This window comes from Dellaglioa sp. CoH-55-MRSF-9, assembly GCF_056782155.1.
Window position 1 is genome coordinate 1 of the sequence record NZ_JBXAYG010000180.1, and the last position, 234, is coordinate 234.

Annotated in this window: 1 protein-coding gene; it reads right to left on the reverse strand. The window is 51.3% G+C overall.

Annotation, left to right across the window (positions count from 1 at the left end):
* Positions 1-39 precede the first annotated feature (39 nt).
* Positions 40-234, reverse strand: a 195-nt coding sequence (locus AC1RPV_RS08270) for a hypothetical protein (protein ID WP_481764282.1), incomplete at its 5' end; no start/stop codon positions are given.

Sequence of the window (234 nt, forward strand, 5' to 3'; positions counted from 1 at the left end):
CCTAGATACTGCTCCAGCGACTTGAACATGGGACGCACCTCACGGTGATACTTCTTGTTCATCTTCATCTTCCTCAACTAGTTCGTTCATGGCATTCATCAGCCGCTGTTCGACTGACGCAGCCCAGTCATCATATTCGCTCCACACCGCGCGCCGCACGATGCACAGCGAATCCTCAAGCAAACTATACAGATCAGCAGCGTCCATGTCAATTACGTTTGCTCTTGGCGATAC